Consider the following 22,797-nt stretch of genomic DNA (forward strand, 5'->3'; position numbering starts at 1 on the left):
TCCCATGGATATGTACGAAAAGCGCGTTCGCTTGCGCGAACTGCTTGCCGAACCCGAATGCACGCCCCTGATGGGGGCCTATGACGTGCTCAGCGCGAAGATCGTCGAGAACACCGGCTTTCCGGTGGTCTACACCGGCAGCCTTGTGACTGGCGCAAGTGCGTTTGGTCTCCCCGATGTCGGGCTTGTGCAGTTGAGCGACCTGCTCGGCCTCGCTCGTGAAATCGCCAAGGAAACCCGTATCCCCATCGTTTGCGATGCGGACAGCGGGTGGTTCCATGCCGGCAACATCTGGCGAACCGTGCATGAATTCGAGGCAGCTGGCGTCTCGGGCATCCACATCGAGGACCAGATCTTCGGCAAGCACACCGATCAGGAGGCCCTCCTGACCCCGACCGACGTCATGTGCGAGAGGATCCGGGCCTGCTGCGATGCGCGCAAGGATCCAAACTTCATGATCATTGCGCGAACCGACGCGCTCTACCTCCAGGACGATGCCGAAGCGGCTATCGCCCGGGCCAACTCGTACCTCGAGGCGGGCGCGGACGCGGCTTTTGTCGTGTTCAAGGGCTCCATCAAGGCGCTCAAGAACTTCAGGGCACGGATCAAGGGGCCCCTGATCGTGACCAGCGTCGACTTCCAGAATTCGATGGCCGAAGAAACCGAAGCCGGAGCCAATATGTCGGTCTACTGGCCGTTGACGATCTTCGCCGCGTTCAAGGCAGTCAAGCACGTCTGCGAACGCTTCTACGAAACCCGCGACGCGACACAGCTCCAGGAATATTGCTTTGACGAAGGCGCTCTCAACACGCTTATGCCCTACGACCGCTTCGATGAAAATGTGGCGACCTATCGTGTTCGGGACGCATTGCTTCCGTCTGCTGGCGATTGAACTCTGAAGCTGGGAACGAAGTTGGTCAGAAGAACTCCTGAATAGGACCTACCAGCAACAACCGACCCTTTTTTGCCGCTCAGGCGCCGATTTCCAGGCTCCAGAAACGGACCTTCCGCTAGGGGGAACTGCACTGACCCTAGCTACATTGGGGCGGGCACCTTAAGTCCAGCGAGGGGGCTCCTCGATGGCCAGTCGCTTGGCGGTTCGCCACGTCTGGATGACGAAGAAGACAATCAGTAGCGCGCCAATTCCGCCAACAACCAGGTCAAACCATGTAAGCATGCCAAGCAGCACCGGCTGCGATCCGGCGGCAATCATCGCCAGAGTGAGCCCGATAAGCAGCACTCGCAGTTCGGTAGGGCCGGCATAGGCGTAGGACAGCTTCATCTCGCCCAGTACCCGAACGAGCAGGAAAGCGTGGATCGACAGGAGGAGGTAGCCTGCCAAAGCCACCAGTGCGACTTCCAGCTGGACATACCGGCTCAGGCCAATGCCCACCACAACGAGCGTTGTCGCAAATCCATCGCAGCTATGGTCGAGGAAGTAACCGTAGCGCGGCCTCTCGATCTTCCGGTAGCGGGCCAGGCTTCCGTCCATCGAGTCGCCAAACCAGTGGATGAAATACCCGGCAATCGACATCCACAGCCAGCCATCACCCAGATTGCTCAAGATATATCCGCTGAAAATTACGAAGGCACCGAACATCCCGATCGCGGTCAGGATATCGGGCATGACCCAGCGCGGCATGGAGGCGCAAAGCCGATTGAGGAGCCTGCGCTCTGCGCGCGCGAGGAGGTTCTCCTGGATGCGATCGATAGGGCCGGCATTCATATTCTTCGGGTTCGACAAAAGTATTCCTGTCATTCTTTGAGCGCTGCGGCCCACGGATGTGCGGGCATCGGGCGGGCCGGGCCAAGCTTGTCGATCCGGATGGATCTTCCTCGGCGCAAAGAGGCAAATACGGCCCGTCTCGTGGCCGAAAGGGTCAACCTTGCGACCGTGGCACCGAGCCACCCCTAGCCGTGGTCCGCACGTGCAGCAACCGGATCGTTGCTGCCGAGCGAGCCGCGCTGTCCGGTCCCGCCACGATTTGCATGCCGGATCGACACGCGGCATGGAGCGTGGATCGACACCACCGGAAGCCACATGCCCTCTATCTTGACCCAACAGATCTACAACTCCGACGTCCTCGCATCGATCGCGCTTGTCGCCTTTCTCGCGTTGCTGCGCGTCGTCGTCGCCAGGGCCTTGCGGCGCAGGGACGATCTGCCCCAGCACGTCATCCGACGCTGGTCGGCGAATGCCCGCAACGCGCTGCTGCTCGTCGGCCTGATCGGCCTCGTCATGATCTGGGCACCGCAATTGCGAACCTTCGCGTTGTCCCTGACCGCATTCGCCGTGGCCATGGTCGTCGCCATGAAGGAGTTGATCCTGTGTCTTTCGGGGTCGGCCTTGCGGACCTTGACGCGCGCCTTCTCGGTGGGCGACTGCATCGAGCTGGGTGGCATCCGGGGCGAAGTCCTCGACCACAACCTGATCGCCACCCGCTTGCTGGAAATGGAACGGCGCGAGGGCTCGCTCATCCTCACCGGGCGACACGTCATTGTCCCGCACAGCCTCCTGTTCGGCGCGCCGCTGCGCGTGGAGCCGGCGGGGCCGGGCAAGGCGTGGCATACGATCGTGCTGACCTTCGAACCCCAGGGCAATCTGTTCGCTGCGCGCGGCGAAATCCGGGACAGTGCTGTATCGGCCCTGGCATCGATCGAGGCGACCGCACGGTCCGGCTCGCACAGCGCCGCTGGCCCTGCGTCCGGCCGCGAGGACGTCGAAGTCGCGTTGGGCACCAGCGACATCGGCAAGTACCGCATCGAGATCCGCTTCCCGATCCGCGCCGAACTGGCCCGCAGCGCAGAGCAGGCCGTCGTCTGCGCGATCGGCAACCTGGTCCACAGCTTGCGCGAGAACAGCTAGATCCAGGCTTGGGTGCGCGCCACCGGACAGCCCACTCACGCGTCTCCAGAAACGCCAAGGCGGGCCAGACGCGGCTTGGTCATCGGCACGGTCAGCATGGTAGATCCGACCGCCATCAGCAGGAGGGCGGTGAAAGTCTCGGGCGTGATGATCGCGCGATCGAGAAGGACGTTGGCGAAGATGATCATGATCAGCGCCTTGGTCTGAAGCATCCAACCGATCAGTGAAGCCTCCCCTTTGTGCCAACCCAGAAGACGCCCGGCAAGGTGCACTCCGGCAAGCTTGCCCGCGACCGAGGCGAGCAGGAACACCAACGCGGCAACAATCACCGCCATCGCGCCCATACCGCCCCCGACCCCGAAATTCGTGCGCAGGCCGGTGCTGAGGAAGAACACCGGCATGACGGCAAGCAACAGGAACTCGCGGAACTGGTCGAGCTTTTCGCGGGTGAACCAGTGCCCGTCGAGCACCACCCCGGCTAGGAAGGCGCCGACCATGAAGTGCAACCCGGACCAGTCGGCGGCGAAGCCCACGGCGGCCAGCCAGACCAGCGAAAGATGCCAGCGGTCCGGCTCGGGCACCCGGCGGAACAGCGCGCGAATGGCCAAGGCCGCAACCGCGAAGCCGCCGAGGAACAGGGCCTGGCGACCCATCCGCTCCCAATCGACCAGGATCAGTGCGAGCACGCCCCAGATCGCGATGTCGTCGAGGCTGGCGTAGCGCAGCATCCTCTGCCCCAGAGGCCTGCGGAAGATGCCGAGCTTCTCCATGAGCAGCACGAGGATCGGCAGCGCGGTGACGGCACAGGCCATGCCGATGCCGAGCACCGCCTGCGGGTATGTGCCGCGCGAACCGATCCAGCCAGGCGATCGCAGGAGCAGCGCCGCGGCGAGCGCCCCGAAGGCGAGCGGGGTCAGCAGCGCGCAGGCGGCGGTGATCGACGTCTCGCGGCGGTGGGTCCAGGCGTCGGTGAGGTCAAGCTCGAGGCCGGCAACGAAGACGAACATCATCACCGCCCACCAGGCGACACCGTTGAGCGCCATCATGACCTGGGGGTTGAACACGAAGGCGTGGATCTCGGGGAACCGGGCGCCGAGCACGCCGGGGCCAAGCAGGACGCCCCCGACGATCTGCACCACGACGAGCGGCGCCCAGTGTTCGGTGCGCAGCAGGCGCCAGACAAGATAGGGCACGCCGAGGATCACCGTGAGAGCGATCAAATAGACTTCCGAAGTTCCCATGGTTGATATGCCGTTCTTCCTGCCCAATTTCGCTTTCGCGCGACATGTGGCCGGTCCCTGTGTCTTGTAAACGGGAATGCTGTCGTGACATATGATCTTGTGGCGTCAGACAAGGGCTCATTCCGATTTTACCCCTTGTTTTCAGGCGCTATCTCCCTTGCTTCCCGCCAAAGCTGGCAAGAGAATCGACAAGTCGAATTTAGCGCAATATCGCGGGCGTCTGTGATGGCTGCCTTTGGCGCTCTGAAGTGGTTTCAGCCGACGGCCCATCCCGGTCGTTCAATGGGTGATTGCCGGTCCCCCGGTCCGGACGGACAGCTATTCCGGCCCGTATCGACCCTTCGTTGCCGCTCAGACGCTAAAATCCGGCGCCCAGGTGCGGTCCGTCCGCCAACCCATTTTGAAAGCGCGGGACGGGCCGATCGCTGACTGTCGCGTCTGGAGAGATCAAGGTGCGATAACTGCCGGTCGGTCACATGGCTTCCATCAGGCTCAGGACTCACTGATTACGGCCAGAATAGCACGGTGGCAGCGAGAGCGGGGGCCGGGTTGGGCCGCGGTCGTAGCGGGTTGCGAGGCGGCGCCAGCCCTTGAGGCGACCGAACATGATCTCGATGCGGTTGCGGCGCTTGGATGGGCGCTTGTATCGGCGCTTGCCGTATTTGACCGGCATGGAGCGGGATTTGCGGCCTGGATGCACGGCTTGATGCCCTTTTTGCTCAAGCGCGTCCCTGAACCATTCGGCGTCATAACCCCGATCGGCCAGCATCCACTTCGCCTTTGGCAGGTCGTCGAGCCGGGCCGCCGCGCCCGTGTAGTCACTGATCTGGCCAGCCGTGATGAAGAAGCTCAAGGGACGGCCGTTGGCATCGAGACGGCGTGAAGCCTGGTGTCCATGCCGCCCTTGGTCCGCCCGATCAGGCGCCCGAGGTCCCCTTTTTCACCCCAAGGCTGGAAGCCGTGCGGTGAGCCTTGAGATAGGTCGCGTCGATCATGAACACGTGGCTCTTCATGGCTCTTGGAAAAATACGACGACAGACGCGCCATCTGCTCATTCGTCAGCCAATACAGGTCGCGCATACTCAGTCTCCTCGCGAAGCCTGAATCATTTCGCCGCATGCCAATCAATGGGTCCTGAGCCTGGGCCCTGAAGGGCCGACTATGTCTCGCCGGGCGTGTGCGGGACGGTTTCGCGCAATGGCGTCTCAACATAATAGTCGAGATTGATCTCACGCACTTCGTCTTGCCGCGAGAACACCATGCTGGCGATACCTGCTAGCAACTCCTCAAGGCTCGTCTGCTGCTCCAACTGCTCGACGACGACGTGCCCAAACGCCGCCATGATGCTGATCGTGATCGGAAGGACATGTTCGTCGCCGGGGTTCTTGTAGCCGGTCATCAGCTCGCGCCCAAAAAGCTCCTCGTCCCAGTGCGCAAGGGCCGTACCAGGGCCGCCGTCTCGTTCGACTTCCATCCCACCGAGTGCAGCAAAGCGGCTAACGGCTTCAGGCGTGAAGAGGCCGGTCGCGGCGTCGAAGAGCCCTTCCCAAATCTCCCAGCCGAAACCGAGAGTGTGTCCGATCTCATGAATAATCGTTCCGGCGATGCGGTCAGGCGTGAAATCGAGCAGAAATCGGGTGTTGAACTCGACCTGGCCGTAACGAACCCCGCCTTGCTCATACGGCATATAGGCTCGTGCGATCGTGTTGCCGAGCTGGGTGAAGGTGCCAAGGCGGATTACGATCGAATAGTCGGGCAGGACGAAGCGGTTCCAGAAATTGCAGGCCGCGCGCGCGCCGTTCTTCAGCCGGTCGTCAACGTCCTTCACGATCTTGTAGGTGATGATGTTCGCCTTAGGCTGCTTGGCTTGCTCGCCGGTGCCGGGCTCCGCAGGCATGCCAAGGGCGGGGGCAGATGTCTTTCCGGCTTGGCGGGCCTTCTTGTGCTCGGCTTCGGGCACCGGTCCTTTGGAAAGCTCGCGAGCGCGCAGGAGCCAGGACAATGTATGTTGAAGCATTGCGGCCCGTGCCTTTTCGTCCGGCAACGTCTGGCGCAATTCGCCGCGGACGTCGGCGCTGCTCGCTGCTGCTTCTCCCATCAACGCGTCGATGAGGCCATCGATCGTATCTGCAACCGGCTGTGCGGGTGGAACCGGCGCGAAGTCCTTCTGCCACTTCTCGCTCAGCTGTGAGAATGCCCGCTTCAGTCTACTCTCCGGGATCGCCGCGCTTGCCGCGCTCGCTTCCAGCTCCTGCCCCAGCGCATAGGTTCGTCCCCAGGAGTCGAAAAACCTCAAGCCGGTTCTTTCTTCGATTTCCTCGCGCGTGGACGGGTAGTCGGCTGGGCGGGAATCGCGCGGCGCGGTCTGCGGGATTATGAAGCAGTCGAGCTTGACCGTTGCGGGGGTATCATACGGATATTTGACCGGATCAACGACGATCGCGAAATAGGCTTCCGGTATCGGGACCAGTTTGCCGCCGTCGCGCGAGACATGGTCCGGGTCGTCTCCGAAGATCGGCCCGACGGTGACCCAGGCATAGTCCCCGCCCTGCATGGTCTGGACCTCTCGGATCGACTGTTCGAGCTTTGCCCAGACGCCCTGGTTGAGAACCTCATACTGCGGGCTCATGTTCGACATCAGGAACGTCTCCATCTGTGCGAGACGCCCATATTGTCTATTGATCACCTCATTGGGCGTCATGTGCCCGACGTTAAGGGGAATGGCGCCGATCTTGCCGAAGGTGCGATTGCTCAGCCGCTGTTCCGGATCGATCCTGACATCGGAATAATAATGGAGGGGCCGGAGGTAATCGACCGCCTGATCCGCATGCGCCACGCAATAGGCCGACCATGCAGGCTGAAGGGTTTTGGGCGAGAAGCCGACGGCATAACCCTGGTTGATTAGGATCTGCACGGGGCGATCAGGATTGAGGTTCTGCGGTGCGCCGCGCCATAGATGGAGATCGACATGATGCGCCATCGCGGCGCTCAACGGGTGAATCGTCGTGAAATCGGCCATTACCCCTCCCCAAAAAGCCAACCAACAATTTAAGAATTTTCGTCAGAACATCGTCAATTATGACCTTGTTTTCGACTCATAAGGCCATATAGCAGCAATCAAACATGCTCTGATAATATTTCATTTATACAGTCACCAGGAGCATTTCCGCGCAAATGGCGGATGCATTACGCTGGCCTTGTTGCAAAAATCATTTGCAAATCGGCAGGGGTAAGGCCGGGACTCCCTTTTTAAGGGGGGCTGAGCTTTGCTTGGAAATGACGATCCTTGCCGGTCACTCAGCGGCCGATTTGCGCTCATCAGGAAGGGAAAGGCCACCTTACCTTACCCCATAAGGAAGGCGGGCCACGATTGACGCTCGTGCGCTTAATTCCCTCCTCCGGCCAATTTCATCAGCGTCGGCGGCGACGGCACATCCCCGGTTAGCCGCCGTGCCTTGCGAGCCTGTCGCCAAATCGGGGGACCAGCAGATCGCCGGTGTTATGCGAGCGAGCGCAGGAGGATGCTCGTCTCACTGTTGAGGACGCCTTCGATCATGCGCACCTCGCGCAGGACCCGGTCGAAGTCGGGAAGCGTCGAGCTGACGATCTCAGCAACGAGGTCCCAGGCACCGTTGGTGGTGTGCAGGGCATGGATCTCTCGGATCCCGCGCAGGAGCCGGATCACCGCATCGGTCGAACGGCCAGCAACCTCGACCAGCATGATCGCCCGGATCGCCCCTGTGGGCGCTTCCTCCTGCGCGCGGATGGTGAAGCCCAGGATCGCTCCGCTCTGCACGAGACGGTCGAGCCGGGTCTGCACCGTCGCGCGCGACACGCCCAGGATCTGCGCGATCTTGGACACGGGCGCGCGGCCATCGCTGCGCAGGATACCGATCAGGTTCTGGTCCAGCTTGTCGAGAGATATCATGTCAAATTGCCCATAATGACCATGCAAATAGCCTAAAATCTGGCAAAAATGTAGGCATTTTCGACATTCACCATGAAACCTGCCTGCCTATCCTGAGCGAAAATCAGGAGACACAGTATGGTACCGTTCGTTGGCGTTGCAGATCTTGCCGGGATTGTCGAAGCGGTCGGCCTCGAGACCTTCCTGCGCGGCCTCGCCGAGCGGATCGAGGCCGATTTCGAGCGTTGGGAGGAATTCGACAAGTCCCCGCGCTATGCCAGCCACGTACCCGGCGGCGTGATCGAACTCATGCCTGCGGCCGATCGCGACTATTTCGCCTTCAAGCAGGTGAACGGACATCCCGGCAATACCGCTGCGGGCCTTCAGACGGTCGCCGCGCTGGGCGTGCTCACCCGCGTCGATACCGGCTACCCGGTCCTGGTCAGCGAGATGACCTTGCTGACCGCGCTGCGCACTGCCGCGATGTCGGCCCTTGCCGCGCGCTACCTCGCGCGCCCCGCGTCACGTGTGCTGGCCATGATCGGACAGGGCGCCCAGTCCGAATTCCAGGCGATCGCCTTCAAGGCCCTGCTCGGCATCACGCGCGTGCAGGCCTGGGACATCGACCCGGCCGCCTCGCGCAAGTTCGCCCGGAACCTCGCCGACAGCGGCATTGAGGTCGTGATCACCCCGTCCGCCGACGAGGCCGTGATCGGCGCCGATATCGTCACCACCGTCACCGCCGACAAGGTCAACGCGCGCATTCTGAGCGCCAACATGACCGGCGCAGGGCTTCATATCAACGCGGTTGGCGGCGACTGCCCGGGCAAGACCGAGCTGGCCCCCGAGATCCTCCAGCGCGGCCGTGTCTTCGTGGAATACACCCCGCAGACGCGCATCGAAGGCGAGATCCAGCAGATGCCGGACGATTTCGAGGTCACCGAGCTGTGGTCGGTCTTCTCGGGCAAGGCGTCCGGGCGCACGAACGACGAGGAGATCACGATCTTCGATTCGGTGGGTTTCGGCATCGAGGATTTCTCGGCGCTGCGCTATCTCTACGACCTCCTGCCCGAGTACGGCAGGCCCACCGAGCTCGACCTCATCGCCCAACCGCAGGACCCGCGGGACCTGTTCGGCCTGCTCTCCCCCCGCCAGCCTGCCCACACATGATGTCCTCTGTGCAGGCGCCCGGTGCGGTCGTGATGATCCGCCCCCATTTCTTCGAGCCCAACCCGCAAACCGGATCTGACAACGCCTTCCAGAGCACGGCAGCCATCAGGGCCGATGCCCGCCCGGCGCTGGCCGAGGCCGCCTATGCCGAGGTCTCGCTCGCGGCGGACCGGCTGGAGGCGGCGGGTATCCGGGTCCACCTGTTCGAGGACCGCGCGGCGACGAGGCCCGATTCGGTCTTTCCCAACAACTGGTTCTCGACCCACTCGGGCGGACATCTGGCGATCTTCCCGCTCTTCGCGCCCAATCGCCGTCCCGAACGCCGCGAGGACATCGTCGCGTTCCTCAAGCGCGAATATCGCGTCCAGGAAGTGACTGACTGGTCGGGGCTGGAGCACGATGGCCTCTACCTCGAAGGCACGGGCGCCATCGTGCTCGACCACTGCGAGCGCGTGGCCTATACCGCCCGCTCGCAGCGCGCCAGCGAGGTCCTGCTCGAACGCTTCTGCACCCGCTTTGCTTTCGAACCGATGATGTTCGAGGCAACCGATGCGGACGGGATGGCGATCTACCACACCAACGTCATGCTCAGCATCGGGACACGATTTTGCGTCGCGGGCCTCGACACGCTGCGTGATGCGCGCCGCCGCGAGGAACTGCACGCACGGTTGACTGCCAACGGGCGCGAATTGATCGCCATCAGCCAGCACCAGGTCGGTGAGTTCTGCGGCAACCTGATCGAGCTCGACGGGCGCTCCGGACCCGTCATCGCGTTGTCTTCGCGCGCCCTGCGCGCGTTCGATGCCAGGCAGATCGCCCGGCTGGAGCGGGCCGCCCGCCTTGTCCCGCTGGACGTGCCGACCATCGAGATGGCCGGAGGCTCGGTGCGCTGCATGCTGGCAGGCATCCACCTCGCGCCACGTCCCGCATCCTGAGGGCCCTTATCTCCCGGATCGTGGCGGTGTAAAAAAGCGCTCTTGCATCCGGGTCCGGGATTTGGTCCTCTCGCGCGTGAAGGGAAGCGCCGTCTTCATGAGTTCCAAATCCACATCGAAAGACGTCGTGACTCCCGCCTTGACCGGTTCGGGCGAGGAACTCGATCGGCTCTATCGCGGTTCCCGGGACCGGCTGCGCCGCTACGTCGCGGCGAATTTCGGCCCCGGTCCTCCCGACCCGGAAGATGTCGTCCAGATCGCCTTCGAGAAATTTGCGGTGCGCGAAGACCGGCATGCCATCGAAAGCCCGGAGGCCTTCCTGGCCCGTACGGCGCGTAACTACGTCCTCGACCAGCGCCGTCGCCAGAAAGTGCGCAGCGACCATGCCGAGGGCGAAAAGATATTGGGCGTCCTGCATGACGACTGCGACGCCGAGCGCGTCTTATCGGCAAAGCAACGATGGCAGATACTCGAGCGGACGATCCGCACGATGGATCCCCGCCGGCAACAGGTCTTGATTATGAACCGCATTCACGGCGTAAGCTACGCAGAGATAGCGCGCCAACTCAAATGCTCGCCTACCCTGGTGAAGATGCACGCGGCCCAGGCCCTCGTGCAGTGCGAGCGCGCGTTGAGGGAGGCGGAGGAAGAGATATGACGCCGCAGGCCGCCCGCGAAGACAGGGACCGTATCGACGAGCAGGCGAGCTATTGGGTCGTGCTGGCCAGCGAGCGTGAGCTCGGCGCAGAGGAACGGCGCGAACGCGATGCCTGGCGCGCGGCCGACCCGCGCCACGAACGCACCTGGCAGGAGCTTTCGCGCACCTGGGGCGATATCGCCGCCTTGGAAGGCCTTTCTGATCTGGCCCCGCCGCCGCCCGAAGCAGAGGCGGACGGCGCGCCTCTGCGGCCATCCCTGGCCCGTTTCGGACGGCACCCGATGGCATGGGCCGCGATTGCCGCCGTGCTTGTCGGCGTCGTGGCCATCTCGCTGCTGCTGCGCCCGCTTGCGCCGGAACGCTACGAGACCCGCCTTGCCGAGACGCGCCTCATCACGCTGCCCGATGGCTCGCAGGTGACGCTGGCACCTGCCTCCGCGCTCGAAGTGCGCTTCGCCGATGCGCAGCGCCGCGTTGCGCTGACCCGCGGCGAAGCGTTCTTCGAGGTTGTCCATGACGCCAGCCGGCCGTTTACCGTCGAGGCCGGGCAATCGCGCGTTCGCGTGCTGGGCACCAAGTTCGACGTCAACTTCACCGACCTGTCGTTGCGCGTTGCAGTGCTGCAGGGCAAAGTTGAAGTGGCCCACACAGAACACAATGGAGCGCCCAAGCACGTCACCCAGCTTCGCGCCGGAGAGAGGACCGAGGTGCAATTCACCGCTGGTGCACCAACCGCTACGGGGGCCGGCCCTTTCGACGATACAACCGCCGGACTGCGTCCTGCCGCTCCCTCACGTGCGCCTTCCCCCGGCGCCTGGCGCGAGGGCCGCCTGGTCTACGACAACGTGCGCCTTGCCGATCTCGTCTCCGACGTGAACCGCTACTTCGCACCGGGCGTGACGATACGAGATCCCGAGATCGGGGAGCTTCGCGTCACGGCCGCATTCAAGGTCAGTGAAATTCCGGCCTTCGTCAGCGCACTTGATGGGGTCATCCCGGTTACTGCGCAGGAAGCATCGAACGGGGCGTTCCTCCTTCAGCGGGCCCGTCCTTGATAGGTCCAAATGCGCGTATTGCCGACACAGCGCGTGGCGGCATCTGCCCGTAAGCTAAAAAAAGTTCACCCTGCCCCTGACGATCGCACGGCTGTGCGCGTCATCAGGGAGTTGGTCGGTGCAGCGCGCACGGCGCAGGGGCTCCGGGCAACGCCACCGTTCAGGGACGGATCAGGGGGAAATGCAAATGTTGAGCCTATTCAAGTCGCATCTGGCGCTGGCCTCGGCGCTCGGGGTTTCCGTGTCGGCACTCGCCGTGGCAACGCCGGTCATGGCGCAGACGCAGGTGCGTCAATTCGATATCCCGGCCCAGGCGCTGGCCTCCAGCCTGCTGGAGTTCTCGCGCCAGTCCGACATCATGGTCGTCGTCGCGCCCGATCTCGCCTCAGGCCGAACGGCTCCTGCGCTGCGTGGCCGCTATGCAAGCGACGACGCCATCGCCCACCTGCTGCGCGGGAGCGGCCTTCGTGCCGTCGCCAATGCGCGCGGAGGGTATCGCATCGAACGCGCGGACGCGGCGGCCTCGTCGCCCCGTCAGGACACCGCCATTGCGCCGGACGCCTCGGGTGAGGGCATCGTCGTGACCGGCTCGCGCATCGACCTTCCCGGCTACAAATCGCCCACTCCGCTGCTGCGCATGACGCAGGCCGACCTGCAGGTCGTGAGCCGTCCGAACCTGGGCGCGGCCTTCGCCGACCTGCCGCAGTTCAAGGCCGCCGATTCTCCCGTGACCTCGAGCACGAACACCGGTGCGGGGCGCTTTCCGATCAATATCCGGGGCCTGGGCGACGAACGCTCGCTCCTGCTTATGGATGGTCGCCGCCTCGTCGACGGGGATCTCAATTCGGTCCCCTCGATCATGGTCGCCAACGTCGATGTCGTCACCGGCGGCGCGTCGGCGGCCTGGGGTTCGGACGCCGTGGCTGGTGTCGTCAACCTGATCATCGACGGCGACTACGAAGGCCTTCTGGTGGATGGCCACTCGGGCATTTCCTCGCGCAAGGATGCGCAGGAATACGGCTTTTCCGGAAAGTTCGGCACCCGCTTTGCCGGCGGGCGCGGGCACTTCGTGATCGGCGGCGAATTCGTCGACAACAAGGGCATTGCGCACCGTACCGACCGTGCGAACACCGGACGCTGGTCAAGCCTTGGCAACACCACGCTGACCCCCGACGTCGGCTACTCGACCCGCCTGATCGGCGGTTACATCAACTCCGGCGTTCTCAAAGGCTACGGCTTCAATCCCGATGGCACCCTGCGTACCCCCGACATGGGCACGGTGATCGGAAGCAGCATGATCGGCGGCGAAGCGCCCTCCAACGACGACTACAGCGTGCTCGTCACCCCCCAGCGTCATTATGCCGTGATGGGAAAGGCCTCGTTTGAACTGACCGATACGCTCAAGGTCAGTGCCGACCTTCGCTATTCGCGTTACTACAATTCCTACGCCTGGTTCGGCAGCCACACCGACAATCTGACGATCTATGCCGATAACGCCTTTCTCAACAGCGACATCCGCCAGGCGCTGGTGGATGCAGGCGAGGACAGCTTCAAGCTCTCGCGCTTCAACTCGGACCTTTCCTTCGCCGACATCGACGTGGACCGGCGCAACATTCAGGGCACGCTCGCCCTCGACGGCAGCTTCGGTGACGGCCGCTGGCGCTACAGCGCCTATTACAGCCATGGTGAATACCGCAACAAGCTGCGTACACCGGGCTTCCTGATCACGGAAAACTTCGCCAACGCGGTGGATGCCGTCGTCGATCCGAGCACGGGCGAAACCGTCTGCCGCGTGGCACTGACACAAGGCGTGACCGGCTGTGTCCCGCTCAACCTGTTCGGGGAAGGCGCGCCCAGCCAGGCCGCGATCGACTATGTCACCGGCACGCCCACCTTCGACGGGCTCGACAAGCTCGACACCTACGGCGTGTCGCTGCGCGGCGAACCGATCGACTTGCCCGCAGGCCCCGTCTCGATCGCGATCGGTGCCGAAGGGCGCAACCTTTCCACCCGCGCCGACGTCAGCGAGCTCGATGCCGCATCCGCTTTCAGCACGTTCAATTTCGCAGGCTTCTCGGGCCGCTACAACGTCAAGGAAGCTTTCGCCGAAGTCGTCGTTCCGCTCATTCACGACACACCGCTGCTTCGCAAGCTCGTGGCGAACGGCGCGGTGCGGGCTTCCGATTACAGCACCAGCGGCACGATCTGGTCCTGGAAACTGGGCCTGACCAACGAGTTCTTTCCCGGCGTCGTCGGCCGGGTGACGCGCTCGCGCGATATTCGCGCACCCAACATGAGCGAACTCTACACCACCCCCACGATGAGCTACGTGGGTATCGTCGATCCGCAGAACCCGGATGCCGGAACGACCAGCACGCTGGTCTACGGCGGCGGCAACACGCTCCTGAAGCCCGAACTGGCCAACACCTGGACGGCAGGCCTCACCATGGCCCCGCTGCCCGGACTGACCGCGTCGATCGACTACTTCAATATCGCCATCGACGACGTCATCACGACACTGGGCGGGCAGAACATCGTCGATCGCTGCGAGGCCGGCAACACCGATCTTTGCCGCTATATCAACCGTGACAGCAGCGGCACGATCACCAGCATTTCGTCCTCGCAAGTCAATCTCGCGCAGCTCAAGACCGATGGCATAGATGCCGAAGTGGCCTATAGCCTGCCGCTCGACAACGATGCCAACGGGCGGATCAACGTGCGCCTGGTCGGGACCTGGGTGAACAGCTTCACCCGCGACGATGGCATCACCAAGATCGAATATGTCGGCACGCAAGGGTACGCCTTCACCGACGGTACGCCGCGCCTTCGCGCAAACCTTACGGTCGGCTATTCCAGCGACAGCTTCAGCGGCAACGTGCGGGGCCGGTTTATCTCCGCCGGATACTGGGATCGCACCCGCACCACACTGTCCAACAACGACATTCCCGCCTTCCTGTATTTCGATCTCAACCTGAGCCAGAAGATCGCGATCAACGGTTCAAGGTCCTTCGAACTCTATGGCAACGTCTCGAACCTGTTCGACAAGGATCCGCCAATCTATTCCACCTTCACGCCGTACTATGACGTGATCGGCCGGTACATGACGGTCGGCGCCCGCCTCGAGTTCTGATCGAGTCCCTCTTGGTCTGCGGAGCATGCGTACCGGCTCCGCAGTCCCTTTTTCGCAGCTTTGACATCCAACAGATCGCAAGAGGACATCGCTGGTGAAGGACCTTTTGCGCGGGGCGACCGCGCCACTCCGACAGGTCATGCTGGCAGGCGCACTGGCCGCCGGTCTCGGCATTGCCACTCCGGGCCAGACCGCCGCGCCTGCGGTCACGACGGCTCCCGCATCGATGGCGCAGAGCAAACGCCCGATCACCCCGGACGACATCATGGGCCTGACAGACGTCCACGACCCGCAGATTGCGCCCGATGGCGCGCAGGTTCTTTACGTTACCCAGCCCCGCCTGGCGACCGGTGATCCGGATCGTTCGGAAATCTGGACCGCGGCCACGGATCGCGTCTCTCCCCCCTTGCGCCTGACGCAGGGCACATGGAAGGAGGCGAGCCCGCGCTGGTCGCCGGATGGCACGGCCATCGCCTATATCTCGAACCGCAAGGCGCCTGACGACCCGACCGGCACCGCCACGCGCCAGGTCTGGATCGTCCGCCCCGGCCGCGAGGCGCCTCGCCCCGTGACGCGCTTCGCAGATGGGGTGCGCAGCTTTGCCTGGGCCCCGGACGGCCAGAGCCTCGCGGTGCTGGCGCGCGCGCCACACGATGGCACCGCCCTCCCGATCGAGGAGGTCGATGCACCGGGCGCCCCGGTCGACCTTTGGATCCAGGACCTTGGCTCGGGCACCGTGCGGCGCCTCGCGGTGGAAGGCCGCACGCTGTCCGACATCAGCTGGTCACCCGATGGCACGCGCATTGCCCTGCGCGCGGCCACGACGTCGGGCCTCAACGACCGTTTCTACCATTCCGAGCTGCGCGTGTTAGACGTCGCGAGCGGCGCAACTCTGCGCACGCTGAGCCCGAGCGCCTACAGCGCAGCCAGCTGGTCGCCCGACAGCCGCAAGGTCGCCTTTACCGCCCCGGCACGCGGCACCGTGGGGATCGATGCCTTCGTCGCCGACGTCGCGACGGGAAAGGCGCGCAAGGTCGGCGCCAATCTCGACGGCACGATCCGGCAGATCGCCTGGTCGGGCCAGGCCGACACGCTCCTTGCTCGCGCCGTCCAGCACACCCGCGTGCAGATCGTCCGCATCGACGCGAAGACCGGACGGACCAGCCCGTTCATCCCCTTTGAAGGCCGCGTCGCGGACTTTTCGGTGGCGCCGGGCGGCCGCGTCGCCCTTGCCGCGAGCACGCCCGAGCGTCCCGCCGACATCTGGATCGAGCAGGATGGCGCGCTGGCCCTTCTGACCGACCTCAACCCGCAAGTCCGCGCGCTTGCCCTCGGCTCGGTCGAGACCGTGCACTGGACCAGCCGCCGCGACGGACAGACCATCTACGGCGTGCTGGTGCTGCCGGCGGACTACGATGCGGGCACCCCGCGCAAGACGGTCGTCCTCGCTCACGGTGGCCCGCACGAAGCCTGGGCCACGGCCTGGCAGGGCAGCTGGATCGACTGGGCGCAGCTTCTTGCCGGCCACGGCTATGCAGTGCTCCTGCCCAATCCGCGCGGTTCGGCAGGTCAGGGCAACGCCTATGCACGCGGGGTGATTTCAGGCTGGGGCACGCGGGACTACCAGGACCTGACCGATGGCGTGGACATGCTGGTGGCGCGCGGCATCGCCGACCCGGCACATCTGGGCATCGGAGGCTGGAGTTACGGCGGCTTCCTCTCGGCCTGGGCGGTGACCCGCGACAGCCGCTTTCGCACTGCCGTGGTCGGTGCGGCGCCCACCGATCCGCTGACCTTCGCGCTTGCCACCGACACGCCCGACTTCGTGACCGCCTACTTCGGCCTTCCGCCCGAAGCGATGAAACGGATGGACCGATCGGCCCCCTTGCGCGCGCTTGGCAAGGTCGCGGTGCCTGTGCTCGTCCTCCATGGCGAAGCGGATACGCGCGTGCCGCTGTCCCAGGGGCTGGCCTTCTACCGTGGCCTTCGCCTGCTCGGGAAGCCGGCCAGCATGGTCACCTATTCGGGCGAGCCGCACCGCATCGGCGGCGCCCACCATCAACGCGACATCCAGGAGCGCGTGCTCGCCTGGTTCGATGCGCACCTTTGACCCTGTGGCCGTGTGACAAGGAGACTTCGGCATGACACAAGCAACCACCCCCGTGGGCCTGCGCCGGCGCGACGTTCTGACCCGCTCCGCCGCGCTGGCTCCCGCCCTGGGCTCTGCCCTCACCGCGCCGGCCGTGCTGGCCGCATCCAGGGAGAATGCACCTGTGAATGACATCCTCGACATGAGCGCAGTCTCGCTCGCCAAGGCCTTGCGCAGCAAGGAACTCTCCGCGCGTGAAGTCATGTCCGCGCATCTCGAACGGGTTGATGCGCTCAACCCCAGGTTCAACGCCATCGTCTCGCGCATCGATGGCGATGCCGCGCTGGCCCAGGCCCGCAGGCTCGACGAGGACGCAGCCAAAGGTCACTTTCGCGGACCTCTTCATGGCTTCCCTCACGCGGTCAAGGATACCGCCTCCACCCGTGGCATCGCCAGCACGCAAGGCTCGCCGATCCTGAAGGACAACATTCCCGATGCAGATGCGCTGGTCGTCGCACGCATGCGCGCGGCCGGAGCAATCTTCGTGGGCAAGAGCAACGTGCCCGAATTCGCACTGGGCTCGCATTCCTACAACCCTGTCTTCGGGATCACGCGCAACGCCTACGATCCGCGCAAATCCGCCGGAGGCAGCACCGGAGGCGGCTCGGTGGCGCTGGCGCTGCGCATGGTGCCTCTGGCCGACGGCAGCGACTTCGGCGGATCGCTGCGCAATCCGGCCGGATGGAACAACGTGTTCGGCTTCCGCCCGTCCTGGGGCCGGGTTCCCTCGCTCCCCAACACCGACCTTTTCTGGCAGAATTTCGCCACGTCAGGACCGATGGGCCGCCATGTCGAGGACGTGGCGTTGCTGATGTCGGTCCAGTCCGGCCCCGATCCACGTGCCCCCTTCGCGCAGGACGACGACCCGACCCTCTTCGCGCAGCCGCTCGAACGCGACTGGAAGGGCGCACGCATCGGCTGGCTGGGCGATCTGGGCGGAGCCCTGCCCATGGAAGCGGGCGTGCTGCAGACCTGCGAGAAGGCGCTGGGTGCCTTTGCATCCCTGGGCATGGAAGTGGCCGAAGCCAGCTTGTCCGAAGACGCCGAAGCGATGTGGCAGACCGCCGTCACGCTGCGCCACTGGTCGGTAGGCGCCGACCTTCAGGGCTTCTACGATGATCCCGATACGCGCCGTCTGATGAAACCCGAGGCGATCTGGGAAGTCGAAGGCTACAAACGCCAGACTGCCCCGCAGCTGGTCGCCGCAAGCGAAGGCCGCACCCGCATCGCCAAGGCGTTCCAGGAGGCTTTCACCCGCCATGATTTCCTTGCGCTCCCGACCGCGCAGGTCTTCCCCTTCGATGCCGACCAGCACTGGCCCCACGAGATCGCCGGACGCCGCATGGATTCCTACCACCGCTGGATGGAAGTCACCCTGCCAGCCACCATGGCCGCCTTGCCGGTCCTCGCCATTCCGGCAGGTTTTGGCGGCGCAGGGAAGCTTCCCATCGGCATTCAGCTGATCGGCCCGCGCAACGCCGATCTGGCCGTCCTGCAACTGGGGCACGCCTACGAGAAGGCGAGCGCCTGGATCGCGCAGGCCCGCCCGCCGGTGCTGAGCGCCTGATCTCCAGTTGCGGCGCCCGCGCGCTCTTTCCCAACGAGGCATCCGCGATGAAATTTCCCACAGGCGCCCCAGTCGACCTTACCGACCTCATCCGCTCGCACCTGCTGGCCTGGCTCGTCACCTCGGGCGCAGAAGGTTTCGATGCTTCCGCTCGTCGCCGAGTCCGATCCGGGCGGAGAGATCGTAGCGCTCATCGGCCATTACAGCGCGCGAACGCCGGGCGCCTCGGTCCTGGCCCCCAGGGCTCGTCCCCTTTGTGAACGAGCGTCCGTTGGAAAACGCGGCGCGTCACCGGCTGCTGCGCCGTCGCCACCGGCACCGCCGTCGCAGGCTGCCAGGGTGCAGACCGAAACCGCAACCGGCAACGATGTCCGGCTGAACGGCCTCGACGCTACCACACCGCACCTGCACGATTGAGGCCAGCCTAGCCTACCCTCGCCACGGCATCCTGCGGATGCCGGGCAGGTCGACAATTTCTCCCATTGATTTTCAGGCGATGCGCTGGACACGCGGACTTTCTGGTCTGACCTCATAACATGCAAGAGTGCTTGCGGGCGCGCCCTTTGCACTGACGTGATCGAGAATCCTGACGTCGGTCGTCCAGCGTTTCGGCGTAATATCGAAGACCTGGTAGCCTCGCTTGTCGTGGTAGAGATCCAGATTAGGGTTGTTAGAGAGCAGGTGCCGGCTTGCCTTTTCGCCGCCGCCGTCTCCGCCCGAGGAGATCGAGGTGGCGAGAAATTCGACCGCGACCTTTTCCCCGGCCGGATCGTCATCGCGCAGCGCCACGCTGCCGACCGCGTGCTTGTGATGATCCCCGCTCGACACCACCACATTGGTCAATCCGTGGCGCCGGATGCTTTCGATCACGCGCGCCCTGGCAGGCCGATAGCCGTCCCACAGATCGGTCTGGAAAATGGGTTCCTGCGTCCCGGGTTCGCGGAAGTCCAGTTGCATCATGATGACCTGCTGCGCCAGAAGATTCCAGGTCGCCCCGTTCCCCAGCCCCTCGTCTAGCCAGGCCTCCTGCACGCTGCCCAGCATCGAGGGGCTGTTATGGACTTGCGGCGTGCAGCCGGCCGACCAGGGATCGTCGCTGCAGGGCTGATCGGTTCGGTAGCTGCGGGTGTCGAGCACGTGGGTTCGCAACAGGCGGCCGTAGTCAAGGCGTCGATAGGCGGTGATCCCGCCCGGGCGAGGCATCTGCGCGCGGCGTACCGGAACGTTCTCATACCACGCCTGAAGGCCGGCAAACCGGCGCAGCGCGAATATCTCTGGTGGCGTACCGGCCTGGTCGAATTCGCCTGCCCAGTTGTTGTTGACCTCGTGGTCGTCGAAGGACATCGCGAAAGCGCAGGCGTGGTGCGCGGCCTGCAGATCGGGGTCCATCTTGTACTGGGCATAGCGGCGGCGGTAGTCGTCCAGACTGTACAGCGTCTCGCCCAGATGCTGCCGCACGATAGGACCGCCAAGCGGACGCGGCCCGGCTTCGTAGATGTAGTCGCCGTAATGGAAGACGAGGTCGAGATCGTTTTCCTGCGCCAGTGCCCGATAGGCATCGTAGTAGCCAATCTCCCAGTTCTGGCACCCGGCGACCCCAATCCGCACGCGGTCGACGGGCGCCGTCGCGGGAGGCGCGGTGCGCGCCCGTCCGACCGGGCTGACATCGCTGCCGGCCACATGGAACCGGTACCAATAGTGGCGGTGGGGCTCGAGACCGCTCAATTCGACATGGACGCTATGGCCCAGTTCCGGACGCGCGAGCGATTGCCCTTTACGCGCGATCTTGGAAAAGGCTTCGTCTTCGGCGACCTCCCAACCGACCGGAACACTCTGCGCGGGCATGCCCCCATGGGGGGCCAGGGGATCCGGTGCCAGCCGTGTCCAGATCACGAAGCCATCGGGCCAGGGATCGCCCGCCGCTACGCCCAACGTGAACGGATTGGTGCCCAGGCCTGTGGCGAGTACCGAGCGCGAAGGCGTCAGACCTGCCAGCGCGGCGAGGTAGGTGGCGTTGCGAAGCAACATGCGGCGGTCGAAGGACATGGTTCGAGGCTTCCCCGGCTTTGGTCATGGCAAAGTCCCGGCAGGTAGCGGCAACGCGCGGCGCAACTCGCTCCTGCAGAGGCCGGCTCGGGACGAGAACGGGCGGCCGCCATTAGGGATGACGCGAAGAGCCTCACGTGCCTCCATGCCGAGTTGAAATTTATTTTTTCAGGGAAAGCTGCGGCACAAAGCCGGAAAATTGCAGGCGGTTCGGTCGTAAAAGTGAAACACGCCGCCACTAGGCGAAGCCTCCAGTTGCTCGCCCCATCTTCGCTGCTGGACCTGCCCGTGTCTCAACTGCGCCCTATTGATCGTTGGTTTATCGACCAAATACTGCCGCATGAAGTGGCCTTCATGCGCTACGCGATCCGTCTCGCTCGCAGCGAGGACGAAGCCAGCGATCTTCTGCAGGAATGCTACGCAAAGCTCCTCGGGCTTTCCGGGTTCGCCGCCATCACCAATCCCCAAGGCTATGCCATGCGGGTGATCCACAATCTGGCGATGGAGCGTTTCCGCAAGGCACAAGTGGTCGAATTCGCGCCGCTGCGGGCGGCCTCGGAGATCGAATGCATGGACGATACGCCGGACAGTTTTCGCATACTTGCCGGAAAGCACCAGCTCGAACGCGTAGAGGAAGCCATCGAATCCTTGCCCGAGCGCTGTCGGGTGGCGTTGGTGCGGCGGCGCTACGAGGAGCAGAGCCCGCGCGAGATCGCCTCGGACCTCGGTATCAGTGTGTCCACCTTCGAAAAGCGGCTTGCGCGGGCCGTCGCTCTTGTCGCAAGGGCGCTCACGCCTGCGACTCCGCCCGTCGATGCCACGGGTAAGTCACTCTCGGGAATTGAGAAAATAGCATTTTGAATTATCCCGGTGCGTTCGATATATTGACCTCTCGCCCTGCGCACTTCGCGCAGCGCATGGCGGTTTGCGACGCCGCCGCGCTCACGATGTTCGAAAATGCCTGATCCGATCTCTTTTCCGAACACCGACGATGTCCTCGACACCGCAGCGCGGTGGTTCGCGGCACTCGATGCAGGCACCGCCGACATCGCCGATTTCGAGGCATGGCGAGCGGCCAGCCCCTCACACGCGATTGCCTACGCGCGTGTTGTGGCGGGTTGGGAGGCGCTTGCAGAGAAGACTTTCGAGGGAGCCGGAAAAGCCGAAAAGCCCTATGGGCAGGCAAGCGAGGTCCGCCACCTGTCGGCGGCGCAAGCCGGCAATGGCCCGCGCATCCACGAGCCGTCGATATCCCGGCGCAACTGGCTCAAGGCCGCAGCAGTGGGCGCGCCAGTCCTGGCGATGGGCGCGACCGTCTTCACGCAGCGCGCCCTTGCCTGGCACACCGAACGGACCAGCATCGGCGAGGTGCGGAAGCTCGCGCTGCCAGACGGAAGTCACGCCGATCTCAATACGGATTCGGTGCTCCGCTGGAAAGTGACCGACAACGGGCGCCATTTTCAACTCGAGCGCGGCGAGATGGCGCTCGATCTGGTTCCAGGAGCACCTTCGATCCTCGAAGGCGGCGGCGTGAGCACGCCTCTGGAGGCAGGCGTCTTCCACGCGCAGGTCGGGCCAGGCACACTCGAGATCACCTTGGTTTCCGATGCTGCCCGGGCTTCTCGTCCCCAGCCTGCCGAGGCTGCGGGCGCGCGCAGGAAAGTCCGGTCTTCGTTGGGGCAACTGACGCTGCCAATCAAGCTTCACGAATCCGTTGTGCTAGGGCCGCAACTGGCTCCCGTCGTTGCCGTACGCAGCACGCAGGAGGCCGAAGCCCTCATGGCCTGGCGCAAGGGCGAGATCATATTTCTCGATCTTCCCCTTTCGGACGCCGTCGCGCGTTTCAACCGGTACCTGACGCCCGGCAGGAGGATTATCGTTTCCGACCCGGCACTCGCTGGGGAACATGTGGGAGGACGTTTTGCGATCGACAATCCGGCCGAGTTCATGGAATCGGTGGCCCTTACGCTCGGCGCGCGGGTGACTCCTGCCGGACAGGGCTTCCAGCTGGTTCGCTGAGCCTGCGGAAATACCCCCGCGAAAAATTTTTCCAGACAACATGGAGGCTCCCCC

The 22,797-nt window shown here is 64.2% G+C and carries 16 protein-coding genes and 1 pseudogene; 11 read left to right on the forward strand and 6 right to left on the reverse strand.

The features are described from left to right. The first annotated feature begins 4 nt into the window (after positions 1-4). Positions 5-892 (forward strand): isocitrate lyase/PEP mutase family protein, encoded by an 888-nt coding sequence (locus HT136_RS17830; RefSeq protein WP_214201178.1) that lies wholly within the window; start codon positions 5-7, stop codon positions 890-892. Between the two features lie 162 nt (positions 893-1,054). Here HT136_RS17830 and HT136_RS17835 read toward each other — a convergent pair whose 3' ends face one another. Beyond that, entirely contained in the window at positions 1,055-1,759 is a 705-nt protein-coding gene (locus tag HT136_RS17835; RefSeq protein ID WP_214201179.1) for a CDP-alcohol phosphatidyltransferase family protein, read from the reverse strand. A gap of 282 nt (positions 1,760-2,041) precedes the next feature. Here HT136_RS17835 and HT136_RS17840 point away from each other — a divergent pair, with 282 nt between their 5' ends. Then, the gene (locus tag HT136_RS17840; protein WP_214201180.1) at positions 2,042-2,866 is read left to right on the forward strand and encodes a mechanosensitive ion channel domain-containing protein; all 825 of its coding nucleotides are present in this window, start codon (positions 2,042-2,044) and stop codon (positions 2,864-2,866) included. A gap of 35 nt (positions 2,867-2,901) precedes the next feature. On the opposite strand, the gene HT136_RS17845 is transcribed toward HT136_RS17840, so the two are convergent. The 4 genes and pseudogenes from HT136_RS17845 to HT136_RS17860 all read right to left on the reverse strand — a co-directional run bounded on the left by HT136_RS17845 (position 2,902) and on the right by HT136_RS17860 (position 8,035). Beyond that, the gene (locus HT136_RS17845) at positions 2,902-4,107 is read right to left on the reverse strand and encodes a cation:proton antiporter (RefSeq protein ID WP_214201181.1); all 1,206 of its coding nucleotides are present in this window, start codon (positions 4,105-4,107) and stop codon (positions 2,902-2,904) included. A 506-nt stretch (positions 4,108-4,613) separates the two neighbouring features. Further along, a pseudogene (locus HT136_RS17850) lies at positions 4,614-5,105 on the reverse strand (IS5 family transposase); the annotation flags it as partial. Positions 5,106-5,266: 161 nt separating this feature from the next. After that, entirely contained in the window at positions 5,267-7,126 is a 1,860-nt protein-coding gene (locus HT136_RS17855; RefSeq protein WP_214201182.1) for a DNA/RNA non-specific endonuclease, read from the reverse strand. Between the two features lie 480 nt (positions 7,127-7,606). Continuing rightward, positions 7,607-8,035, reverse strand: coding sequence for an Lrp/AsnC family transcriptional regulator (locus tag HT136_RS17860; protein WP_214201183.1), 429 nt, complete (start codon positions 8,033-8,035; stop codon positions 7,607-7,609). Between the two features lie 117 nt (positions 8,036-8,152). Between HT136_RS17860 and HT136_RS17865 the strand changes: the two genes are divergently transcribed. The 7 genes from HT136_RS17865 (at position 8,153) to HT136_RS17895 (ending at position 18,678) form a co-directional block, all read left to right on the forward strand. Further along, positions 8,153-9,184, forward strand: coding sequence for an ornithine cyclodeaminase (locus tag HT136_RS17865; protein WP_214201184.1), 1,032 nt, complete (start codon positions 8,153-8,155; stop codon positions 9,182-9,184). Beyond that, complete coding sequence (ctlX, locus tag HT136_RS17870; RefSeq protein WP_214201185.1) at positions 9,181-10,119, forward strand: citrulline utilization hydrolase CtlX; 939 nt, start codon at positions 9,181-9,183, stop codon at positions 10,117-10,119. The genes HT136_RS17865 and ctlX overlap by 4 nt, the downstream gene beginning before the upstream one ends. 97 nt (positions 10,120-10,216) lie before the next feature. Further along, positions 10,217-10,777 carry an RNA polymerase sigma factor gene (locus HT136_RS17875; RefSeq protein WP_214201186.1) on the forward strand — a complete coding sequence of 187 codons (561 nt, stop codon included), beginning with the start codon at positions 10,217-10,219 and terminating at the stop codon, positions 10,775-10,777. Beyond that, positions 10,774-11,832, forward strand: a complete 1,059-nt coding sequence (locus HT136_RS17880; protein ID WP_214201187.1) for a FecR family protein — start codon at positions 10,774-10,776, stop codon at positions 11,830-11,832. Before HT136_RS17875 ends, HT136_RS17880 begins: the two co-directional genes overlap by 4 nt. A gap of 187 nt (positions 11,833-12,019) precedes the next feature. Next, positions 12,020-14,962 (forward strand): TonB-dependent receptor, encoded by a 2,943-nt coding sequence (locus tag HT136_RS17885; RefSeq protein WP_246543864.1) that lies wholly within the window; start codon positions 12,020-12,022, stop codon positions 14,960-14,962. A gap of 94 nt (positions 14,963-15,056) precedes the next feature. Further along, a complete protein-coding gene (locus tag HT136_RS17890; protein WP_214201188.1) occupies positions 15,057-17,072 on the forward strand; it encodes a S9 family peptidase in 2,016 nt (671 codons plus the stop codon). A gap of 31 nt (positions 17,073-17,103) precedes the next feature. Beyond that, on the forward strand, positions 17,104-18,678 hold the full coding sequence (locus HT136_RS17895; RefSeq protein ID WP_214201189.1) for an amidase: 1,575 nt from the start codon (positions 17,104-17,106) through the stop codon (positions 18,676-18,678). A 489-nt stretch (positions 18,679-19,167) separates the two neighbouring features. Here HT136_RS17895 and HT136_RS17900 read toward each other — a convergent pair whose 3' ends face one another. After that, positions 19,168-20,724: an alkaline phosphatase D family protein gene (locus HT136_RS17900; protein ID WP_214201190.1), complete on the reverse strand. Its 1,557-nt coding sequence runs from the start codon at positions 20,722-20,724 to the stop codon at positions 19,168-19,170. A gap of 153 nt (positions 20,725-20,877) precedes the next feature. Here HT136_RS17900 and HT136_RS17905 point away from each other — a divergent pair, with 153 nt between their 5' ends. Continuing rightward, a complete protein-coding gene (locus HT136_RS17905) occupies positions 20,878-21,585 on the forward strand; it encodes an RNA polymerase sigma factor (protein ID WP_214201191.1) in 708 nt (235 codons plus the stop codon). 96 nt (positions 21,586-21,681) lie between these two features. Then, a complete protein-coding gene (locus HT136_RS17910; protein ID WP_214201192.1) occupies positions 21,682-22,743 on the forward strand; it encodes a FecR family protein in 1,062 nt (353 codons plus the stop codon). The last annotated feature ends 54 nt before the right edge of the window (positions 22,744-22,797 follow it).

Source organism: Novosphingobium profundi (genome assembly GCF_018491765.1).
In the GTDB taxonomy this organism is placed as follows: Bacteria; Pseudomonadota; Alphaproteobacteria; order Sphingomonadales; family Sphingomonadaceae; genus Novosphingobium; species Novosphingobium profundi.

What these genes read in the sequence shown, in the direction of transcription:
- HT136_RS17830 (WP_214201178.1), top strand. Translation starts at nt 5, where the DNA reads ATGGATATGTACGAAAAGCGCGTTCGCTTGCGCGAACTGCTTGCCGAA.
- HT136_RS17835 (WP_214201179.1), bottom strand. Translation starts at nt 1,759, where the DNA reads ATGACAGGAATACTTTTGTCGAACCCGAAGAATATGAATGCCGGCCCT.
- HT136_RS17840 (WP_214201180.1), top strand. Translation starts at nt 2,042, where the DNA reads ATGCCCTCTATCTTGACCCAACAGATCTACAACTCCGACGTCCTCGCA.
- HT136_RS17845 (WP_214201181.1), bottom strand. Translation starts at nt 4,107, where the DNA reads ATGGGAACTTCGGAAGTCTATTTGATCGCTCTCACGGTGATCCTCGGC.
- HT136_RS17855 (WP_214201182.1), bottom strand. Translation starts at nt 7,126, where the DNA reads ATGGCCGATTTCACGACGATTCACCCGTTGAGCGCCGCGATGGCGCAT.
- HT136_RS17860 (WP_214201183.1), bottom strand. Translation starts at nt 8,035, where the DNA reads ATGATATCTCTCGACAAGCTGGACCAGAACCTGATCGGTATCCTGCGC.
- HT136_RS17865 (WP_214201184.1), top strand. Translation starts at nt 8,153, where the DNA reads ATGGTACCGTTCGTTGGCGTTGCAGATCTTGCCGGGATTGTCGAAGCG.
- ctlX (WP_214201185.1), top strand. Translation starts at nt 9,181, where the DNA reads ATGATGTCCTCTGTGCAGGCGCCCGGTGCGGTCGTGATGATCCGCCCC.
- HT136_RS17875 (WP_214201186.1), top strand. Translation starts at nt 10,217, where the DNA reads ATGAGTTCCAAATCCACATCGAAAGACGTCGTGACTCCCGCCTTGACC.
- HT136_RS17880 (WP_214201187.1), top strand. Translation starts at nt 10,774, where the DNA reads ATGACGCCGCAGGCCGCCCGCGAAGACAGGGACCGTATCGACGAGCAG.
- HT136_RS17885 (WP_246543864.1), top strand. Translation starts at nt 12,020, where the DNA reads ATGTTGAGCCTATTCAAGTCGCATCTGGCGCTGGCCTCGGCGCTCGGG.
- HT136_RS17895 (WP_214201189.1), top strand. Translation starts at nt 17,104, where the DNA reads ATGACACAAGCAACCACCCCCGTGGGCCTGCGCCGGCGCGACGTTCTG.
- HT136_RS17900 (WP_214201190.1), bottom strand. Translation starts at nt 20,724, where the DNA reads ATGTCCTTCGACCGCCGCATGTTGCTTCGCAACGCCACCTACCTCGCC.
- HT136_RS17910 (WP_214201192.1), top strand. Translation starts at nt 21,682, where the DNA reads ATGCCTGATCCGATCTCTTTTCCGAACACCGACGATGTCCTCGACACC.